Below are 7,827 nucleotides of genomic sequence, written 5' to 3'. Positions count from 1 at the left end.
GGACTACGCTCGGGGCCATGTCCGCCGCCCCGCCGCCGCCCGCCTTCGGCACCGTCCTGCACCACCGCGCCCACGGGATGGCCCCGGGGGAGTCCATCTCCCCGCCGCTGGTCCACGCGAGCGCGTTCCACCTGCCCGGCGCGGACCCGGACGGCGCCCCCACCGCCCCCGGCGCGGACGTGCCTTTCCAGTACGCGCGCTGGGCCACGCCCACCTGGTCCGCGCTCGAGGCCGCCCTGGGCGCGCTGGAGGACGCCGACGTCGCCGTGGTCCCCTCCGGCATGGCCGCGATCGCCGCCGTCCTGCTGCCCCTGCTGCACCCGGGGGACCGCGCCCTCCTGCCCGCGGACGGCTACGGGCCCACCCGCGCCCTCGCCGCCGAGCACCTCACGCCCCGAGGCGTGCACGTGGACCTGGTCGCCACCCAGGGGCTCGCCCATGCGGACCTGAGCGGCTACGACCTGGTGCTCGTGGAGACCCCCTCCAACCCGGGGCTGCGCGTCGCGGACCTGGCGGACGTCGCCGCCCGCGCCCACGCGAACGGCCGCCGGGACGGCGCGGGGGCCCTCGTGGTGGTGGACAACACGCTGCTGACCCCCCTGGGGCAGCGCCCGCTGGAGCTGGGGGCGGACGTGGTCGTGGCCTCGGACACGAAGGCCGTCAACGGGCACACGGACGCCCTCGGCGGGCACGTGGCCAGCCGGGACCCGCAGGTGATGGCGCGGGTGCGCGGCTGGCGGACCCTGGCCGGCGGGATCCTGGGCACCCACGAGGCCTGGCTCATCCACCGCGGTCTCGAGACCCTCGAGGTCCGCTTCGCCCGGATGTGCGCCTCGGCGCAGGCGGTCGCGGAGCTGGCCGCGGGCCACCCGGCGGTGCGCGCCGTGGTCTACCCGGGGCTGGCGGACCACCCGGACGCGGAGGTCGTGGCGCGTCAGATGACGGCGGCGGGCGGCCTCGTCGGGCTGCGGTTCGCGGACGCGGCGGCGGCCGAGCGGTTCATCGCCGCGGCGCAGTACGTGGTGCCGCAGACCAGCTTCGGCGGCACGCACACGGCGGCCGAGCGCCGCGCCCGCTGGGGCGACGACGTCCCGGACGGTTTCGTGCGTCTGTCCGTGGGCGTGGAGCCCACCGCCGAGCTGCTGGCCGACCTGGAACGCGCGATGACCGCCGCGGGCGGCGGGCCGACCGCCTGACCCGCGCCCTCCGCACTTTGTGGGCCGAATACGACTCTCCCGGGGGCTCTGGGGCCCGGGAGAGTCGTATTCGGCCCTGAAAGTGAGCGCCGCCGAGACCTCACCCTGACCCGCGTCCCGGCTACGCTCGCGGACGAGGCCGCCCACCCGCGCCTCGCCCGCGAGCGTAGCCCCCCCATGCAGCTCGACCTGATCGTGGAGAACGCCTGCCTCATCACCGGCGACCCCGCCCGCCCGTCGGCCTCGCGGCTGGGGGTGTGGCGGGGCGTCGTCGTCGGGGTGGACGAGGAGCTGGACGGCCTCGCGACGCGCGAATGCCTCGACGCGCGGGGGCGCACCGTCCTCGCCGGGTTCAACGACGCCCACGCGCACAGCGTCTGGTTCGGCCAGTCCCGGCTGGACGTGGACCTCGAGGGCGCGCGCACCGCGGAGGAGGTCCACCGCCGGGTCCGCGCCCGCGCCGCCGAGCTCGACCCCGGCGCCTGGGTGACGTGCACCGGCTTCGACCCCGGCCACCTCACCGGACCCCAACCGGACCGGGACAGCCTCGATGCCGCCGCCTCCGGGCGCCCCGTGCTCATCCGCCACAACACGGGCCACGCCGTCACGGTGTCCGGGGCGGTGCTGGTCCTGGCCGGCGTGGGGGAGCAGGTGCTGCAGCAGCCCGAGGGCGGGCGGATCCTCACGGACGCCGCCGGCCGGCCCACCGGTCTGTTGGAGGAGACCGCCATGAGCCTGGTGACCCGGCTGCTGCACCCGGAGTCCCACGAGCACATCGGCGCGTGCCTGGCGCGGGCGTCGCAGGAGTACGCGGCCGAGGGCATCACCTCGGTGACCGATGCGGGGGTGGCCGGCGGGTGGATCGGGCACAGCCCGCTCGAGTTTGGCGCGTATCAGCGCGCCCGGGACGCGGGGCTGCTGCGCACCCGCTTCCAGACGATGGTCACCCTGGACGCGCTGCACTCGGTGGACGGCCATCCCGACGACGGCACGCACCTCACCCTCGACGCCGGCGTGCGCACGGGCGTGGGCGACGAGTGGCTGCAGATCGGGCCGGCGAAGGTGTTCACGGACGGGTCGATGCTCGGGCAGACCGCCGCGATGACCGAGGACTACTGCGGCCACGGTCATGGCCGCGGTTACCTGCAGCAGGACGCGGGGGAGATGCGCCGGGCGTGCCTCGGTGCGGCGGCCGCCGGCTGGGCGCTGGCCCTGCACGCGATCGGCGACGCCGCCCTCGACTTCGCCCTCGACGTGATCGCCGAGGCGCGGGGCCGGTTCGGGCGGCCCGTGATGCCGCACCGCGTGGAGCACGGCGGGGTGGTCCGCGACGATCAGGTGGCCCGTATGGCCGAGCTGGAGGTCGTGATGGCCACCCAGCCGAACTTCATCAGCGCGTTCGGCGGGTCGGTGCGGGAGCGGATCGGGCCGGAGCGGGCCGCGCTGTCGTACCCGGCCGGGCGGCTGCTGCGCGCGGGCCTGGTGCTGCCGGGCAGCTCGGACCGTCCCGTGGCCGGCGGCCGCCCGCTGGAGGTCATCCAGGACTTCGTGCTGCGCCGCACCGAGACCGGCGAGCAGTACGGCCCGGACGCGGAGCGGCTCACGGTGGCCGAGGCCCTCCACGCCTACACGGTCGGCTCCGCGGAGGCGACCGGCTGGGGCGGCCGCAAGGGACGGCTCGTCGCAGGCCAGCTCGCGGACTTCACGGTGCTCAGCGAGGACCCTCGGGCGGTGCCGAGCGAGCAGATCGCGGCGATCGACGTCGTCGCCACCGCCGTGGGAGGGGAGTTCGTGCACGGCGGACTGTGACGCCCGGCCCCGGCACCGGCCCCGACTCCTCGCGACGAGCCCTGCGATATGGCCCCTAAACGCGTGGTTTAGGGGCCATATCGCAGGGCTCGTCATCCGGGGGAGCGGGTGGGGCACGTCCGGTGACCCGGCGGTCAGCCGTGGCTCTGCTGGGGGGCTGCTCCCTACGCTCAGAGGACGGCGCGCAGACCGCGCGTCGCCCCGAGACCGTGAGGAGCACCCCGTGGCGCACGACGACGCGAACACCACCACCACCGACCAGCTCACCCTGCAGGACCCCACGAAGCGCTACCCCGTGATCAGCCCGCCGGAGCAGTCGCTGCCCGGCACCGGCCTGGACGCGGAGATGACGCCGAAGGCCGACCTGGGTGAGAAGTCCTACCGCGGCACCGGCCGTCTCGAGGGCCGCAAGGCGCTCATCACCGGCGGTGACTCCGGCATCGGCGCGGCCACCGCGATCGCGTTCGCGCGCGAGGGCGCCGACGTCGTGATCACCTACCTGCCCGAGGAGGAGAAGGACGCCCAGCACGTCCTCGAGGTCCTGCAGGCGGAGGGGCGCACCGCCGTCGGGATCCCCGGTGACCTCCGCGACAAGACGTTCTGCGCCGACCTCGTGGCCCAGGCGGTCGAGAAGCTCGGCGGGCTGGACGTGCTGGTGAACAACGGCGGCAAGCAGGTGGCGCAGGACTCGATCGAGGACATCGACGACGAGCAGCTCGAGGCCACCTTCGACATCAACATCCTGGCCCAGTTCCGCCTGGTCAAGGCCGCCCTGCCGCACCTGAAGCCGGGCTCCACGATCATCAACACCACCTCCGTGGTCGCCTACATGGCCCCGGAGCAGCTGGTGGACTACTCCTCCACCAAGGCCGCCATCAACACCTTCACGAAGGCCCTGGGCCAGCAGCTGGCACCGAAGGGCATCCGCGTGAACGCCGTGGCGCCCGGTCCGATCTGGACCCCGCTGCAGCCCTCCGGCGGCCAGAAGTCGGAGGACCTGCCGGAGTTCGGCCAGTCCACTCCGCTGGGCCGCGCCGGGCAGCCCACCGAGCTGGCCCCGGCCTACGTGTTCCTGGCCTCGCCGGAGTCCTCCTATGTGGTGGGCGCGACCATCCCGGTGACCGGCGGCATGCCCACCCCGTGACCGGAGTCGGGCGTTCCTGTCCCTGGGCGGTCACACCACCAGGGACAGGAACGCGCCGAGCGCGAAGCCGACCACGGTGAGCAGCCCGGCCTTCTCCCCGCCCTTCTCTCGGGCCTCGGGGATCATCGTGTCGATCAGCATGACCAGCAGGGCGCCGGCCGCGAACCCCTGGATGCCGCCGGTCAGGGCAGGGGAGGCGACGTCGGCGATCAGCCCGCCGCCCCACGTCGCCAGGGCGCAGACCACCGCCACGAGCGACCACTGGATCAGCAGGTGGCGGCGCGTCTTGCCGCCGTCGAGGGAGTCGGCCGTGGCGGCGATGGACTCGGGCAGGTTGGACATGAAGATCGCCACGAGCAGCGCGAGGGACACGCCCTCGCCCGCGGCCAGCCCGATGCCCAGCACGAGCTGTTCCGGGATGCCGTCCAGCAGCGCGCCCACGGTCAGCACCGCACCCGAGGACGAGCCCCCGGACCTCGCGGCGGAGCGCTCCACCGCACGGTCGCCGAGGAAGTAGGCGGCCGCGCCGAGCGTCAGCCCGATGCCGACGGCGGCGGGCCCGGCCGCCTGCACGCCCGCCTCCGCGAGCTCGAAGGACACGGACGCGATCAGGGCGCCGGCGCCGAAGGCGAGCACGAGTCCGATCGTGCCCATGTGCCAGCGGCGCAGGGTCGCCAGGACGGCGCCCACGAGCAGGGAGGACGCGGCGACCGCGCCCCACATCAGGGTCATCACGCGTGCCAGGCTACGCGCTGACCGGGGGCGACGCCGGGACCGCCGCCTCAGTTCACCGCACGACCTCGTCCGCCTCGCCCGTGAGACCGAGCTTCTCGGCCACGTAGTCGACGTCCTTGTCCCCGCGGCCGGAGAGGTTGACCAGGATCCGCTCGTCCCGGCCCATCTGCGGGGCGAGGCGGATCGCGTGCGCCACGGCGTGCGCGGACTCGAGCGCGGGGATGACGCCCTCGAGCCTCGTGAGCCGCTGGAACGCGTCGAGCACGGCCGCGTCGTCCTCGGCCACGTACCGGACACGGCCCAGGCGCGCGAAGTGGGCGTGCTGCGGGCCGACGCCCGGGTAGTCCAGGCCCGAGGCGATCGAGTGCACGGGGTCCGGGGTGCCGTCGTCGTCGGCGAGGACGAGGGTGGCCATGCCGTGGAGGACGCCCTCGCGGCCCTGGGTCATGGTCATCGCGTGCTCGCCCTTGGCCGAGGAGCGGCCGCCGGGCTCGACGCCCACGAGCGCGACGTCGGCGTCGTCGAGGAACGCGGTGAACGCGCCCATCGCGTTGGAGCCGCCGCCCACCGCGGCGACGACGGCGCTCGGCAGCGCCCCGAACCGCTCCTGGAACTGGGCGCGGGCCTCGCGGCCGACCACGGACTGGAAGTCGCGGATCATCGTGGGGAACGGGTGCGGGCCCACCACGGAGCCGATCGCGAACAGGTACTTCTCCGGGTCCGCCGCGTACACCTCGAACGCCGAGTCCACGGCCTCCTTCAGGGAGCGGCCCTCGCGCTCCACCGAGACCACCTTCGTGCCGAGCAGGCGCATGCGCACCACGTTGGGGTGCTGCTTGGCCACGTCGATCGCGCCCATGTGGATCTCGCAGTCGAGGCCGACCATCGCGGCCGCCGTCGCCAGGGCCACGCCGTGCTGGCCGGCGCCGGTCTCCGCGATCAGGCTGCGCTTGCCCATGCGATTGGCGAGCAGCGCCTCGCCGATCGTGTGGTTGATCTTGTGGGCGCCCGTGTGGTTCAGGTCCTCGCGCTTGAGCACGATCCGTGCGCCGCCGAGCTCGTCGGAGAGGCGGTCCAGCGGGGTCAGGGGGGAGGGGCGCCCGACGGCGTCGCGCAGAAGGCGTCGGTATTCGGCGTAGAACTCGGGGTCCTGGCGTGCCTCGGCGTACGCGCGGGCGACCTCGGCCATGGGGCCGGCCAGCTGCGGGGGCAGGTGGGCGCCGCCGTACTGGCCGAACATGCCGTCCGCGGAGACGTCCAGGTCCGGGGTGGTGACGAGGTCGCAGGCCTCGGCGAGGGTGCGGGGTTCGGTGGCGCCTCTCAGGGCGTTGTCCTCGGGGTTGCGGTGGGTCATCGGGGGTCCTTCTGGGATGGGGCCCGCCGAGCCGCTCATGATCGAGCCGCCCGGCAGGCGAGCGGCTCGTCGTGTCAGATGCGCATGACCGGGGCCGCCCTCAGGCGGTCCACCACTGCTGCGCGTGCATCTGCATGGGGCCAGCGTACTGCACGTCGGGGCAGGCGTGCGTCTCACCATGTGATTGCAAATCTCAGAATATGGACATCTCTCCCTGTCTCAGTGAATCGCGATTCACCCTGGATCCATGACCATCACCGCCGTCGACACCCCGTCCCTGACCACCGAGGCCGCCGCTGTGCTCGCCGCCACTCCGGGCATGCGGTACGCCGATTTCCTCACCGCCGCCCCCGCAGTGCCCGGCATCGTGGCCGTGGTGGCCGAGGAGTCAGCCCGTGCCGCCCTGGGCCTCACCCCCGCCACCGGTGACGTCCTCGCCGTCGACGTGGCCGACGAGAGCCTGCAGTGCCGCGAGGTGCGCGCCGCCTTCCAGTCCGGTCGTACCGGCGCCTCGCAGCTGCGCCAGGGCCTGGCCGCGCTGCTCAGGGACGTGCTCGCCCTGGATGTGGAGCGCACCAGCCCGGGCGCGGCGGGGGCGGGCTTCGCCCTCACCCCGGAGTCCGAGGAGACGCTCACGGCGTGGATGCGGGAGCACCTGACGCTGCGCGCCTGGGTCGCCCAGGACGCCTCCGCCCTCGAGGGGGTCGCCCGAGAGGTGGCCGCCGACCTCGCCCCGGCCCTGCAGCCGGGCGCCCTGGAGGCCTCCGTGGCGCAGCGGGTCGCGGCCATGCGGGCCTCCGCCCGCCGTTCCGCCACGCTCTGAGCCGGCCGGTCGCCCGGGCGACGCCCTCGCCCGTGGCGCTCGGTCTCGTCGTGCCGGGAGATCGCCCCGAGGCCGCTGACAGGATGGGTGCATGAAGCACGAGATCGTCCTCACCCGCGGGGACCTCACCCTGCGCCCCCTCGCCCCCGAGGACGGCCCCGCCCTGCGTGAGCTCGTCGACGCGGCCATGTGGGCGGGGAACAGCGCGCCCCTGCCGGTGGACGGCGCGGCCATGTCCGCACACCTCGCCGAGCTGATCGAGCGGGAGGGCACCTTCGCGTTCGCCGTCGAGCAGGGCGGGGAGCTGGTGGGGCGCACGAGCCTCTATGACCTGGTACCGGGGCTGCGGGTGGAGGTGGGGCACACGGTCTACGCCCGTCGGGTGTGGGGCACCTCCGTGAACCCCGGCTGCAAGCTGCTGCTGTTCGGGCACGCGTTCGAGAAATGGGCGCTGGAGCGGGTGGCCCTGCGCTGCGACCACCGCAACGCCCGTTCACACGCCGCCATCGCCCGCCTGGGGGCGACGTTCGAGGGCACTCTGCGCCGCTTCCGCCCGGCGGCGGACGGCACGATCGCCGACGTCGACTACTTCAGCGTGGTGCGCGAGGAGTGGCCCACGGTGCGCGGCGGGCTCGAGGCGCGCCTGGCCGCCTAGAGGTGTACAACGGGGGGATGCCACCCGAACCCTCTGCCCCGTCCGCCGAGCGCGGACCCTGACTCTTATACACGTCTGACGCTGCCGACGACCCCTTCCATTTAGATGACG

The 7,827-nt window shown here is 74.3% G+C and carries 7 protein-coding genes; 5 read left to right on the top strand and 2 right to left on the bottom strand.

The genetic code is table 11. The features are described 5' to 3' along the window. Positions 1-17: 17 nt before the first annotated feature. From J1M40_RS09195 to J1M40_RS09185, 3 genes are all read left to right on the top strand, one after another. Positions 18-1,196 carry a cystathionine gamma-lyase gene (locus tag J1M40_RS09195; RefSeq protein WP_020627041.1) on the top strand — a complete coding sequence of 393 codons (1,179 nt, stop codon included), beginning with the start codon at positions 18-20 and terminating at the stop codon, positions 1,194-1,196. A 177-nt stretch (positions 1,197-1,373) separates the two neighbouring features. Continuing rightward, entirely contained in the window at positions 1,374-3,005 is a 1,632-nt protein-coding gene (locus J1M40_RS09190) for an amidohydrolase (protein ID WP_070709796.1), read from the top strand. Positions 3,006-3,228: 223 nt separating this feature from the next. Next, on the top strand, positions 3,229-4,149 hold the full coding sequence (locus J1M40_RS09185) for an SDR family oxidoreductase (RefSeq protein ID WP_206450722.1): 921 nt from the start codon (positions 3,229-3,231) through the stop codon (positions 4,147-4,149). Positions 4,150-4,179: 30 nt separating this feature from the next. Here the strand turns inward: J1M40_RS09185 and J1M40_RS09180 are convergent, their stop codons facing one another. Both J1M40_RS09180 and trpB read right to left on the bottom strand, forming a co-directional pair. Continuing rightward, positions 4,180-4,881 carry a hypothetical protein gene (locus J1M40_RS09180; RefSeq protein WP_166795249.1) on the bottom strand — a complete coding sequence of 234 codons (702 nt, stop codon included), beginning with the start codon at positions 4,879-4,881 and terminating at the stop codon, positions 4,180-4,182. Positions 4,882-4,936: 55 nt separating this feature from the next. Then, on the bottom strand, positions 4,937-6,238 hold the full coding sequence (gene trpB / locus J1M40_RS09175; protein ID WP_206450721.1) for a tryptophan synthase subunit beta: 1,302 nt from the start codon (positions 6,236-6,238) through the stop codon (positions 4,937-4,939). Between the two features lie 247 nt (positions 6,239-6,485). Here trpB and J1M40_RS09170 point away from each other — a divergent pair, with 247 nt between their 5' ends. Continuing rightward, on the top strand, positions 6,486-7,061 hold the full coding sequence (locus J1M40_RS09170) for a hypothetical protein (RefSeq protein WP_002855485.1): 576 nt from the start codon (positions 6,486-6,488) through the stop codon (positions 7,059-7,061). A 91-nt stretch (positions 7,062-7,152) separates the two neighbouring features. Beyond that, the gene (locus J1M40_RS09165; RefSeq protein WP_002855483.1) at positions 7,153-7,716 is read left to right on the top strand and encodes a GNAT family N-acetyltransferase; all 564 of its coding nucleotides are present in this window, start codon (positions 7,153-7,155) and stop codon (positions 7,714-7,716) included. Positions 7,717-7,827: the final 111 nt, after the last annotated feature.

Origin of the sequence: Micrococcus sp. KRD026 (assembly GCF_017168445.1) — a bacterium.
Taxonomy (GTDB): Bacteria; Actinomycetota; Actinomycetes; order Actinomycetales; family Micrococcaceae; genus Micrococcus; species Micrococcus luteus.
This window is presented reverse-complemented; position numbering and strand designations above follow the sequence as displayed.

What these genes read in the sequence shown, in the direction of transcription:
- J1M40_RS09195 (WP_020627041.1), top strand. Translation starts at nt 18, where the DNA reads ATGTCCGCCGCCCCGCCGCCGCCCGCCTTCGGCACCGTCCTGCACCAC.
- J1M40_RS09190 (WP_070709796.1), top strand. Translation starts at nt 1,374, where the DNA reads ATGCAGCTCGACCTGATCGTGGAGAACGCCTGCCTCATCACCGGCGAC.
- J1M40_RS09180 (WP_166795249.1), bottom strand. Translation starts at nt 4,881, where the DNA reads ATGACCCTGATGTGGGGCGCGGTCGCCGCGTCCTCCCTGCTCGTGGGC.
- trpB (WP_206450721.1), bottom strand. Translation starts at nt 6,238, where the DNA reads ATGACCCACCGCAACCCCGAGGACAACGCCCTGAGAGGCGCCACCGAA.
- J1M40_RS09170 (WP_002855485.1), top strand. Translation starts at nt 6,486, where the DNA reads ATGACCATCACCGCCGTCGACACCCCGTCCCTGACCACCGAGGCCGCC.
- J1M40_RS09165 (WP_002855483.1), top strand. Translation starts at nt 7,153, where the DNA reads ATGAAGCACGAGATCGTCCTCACCCGCGGGGACCTCACCCTGCGCCCC.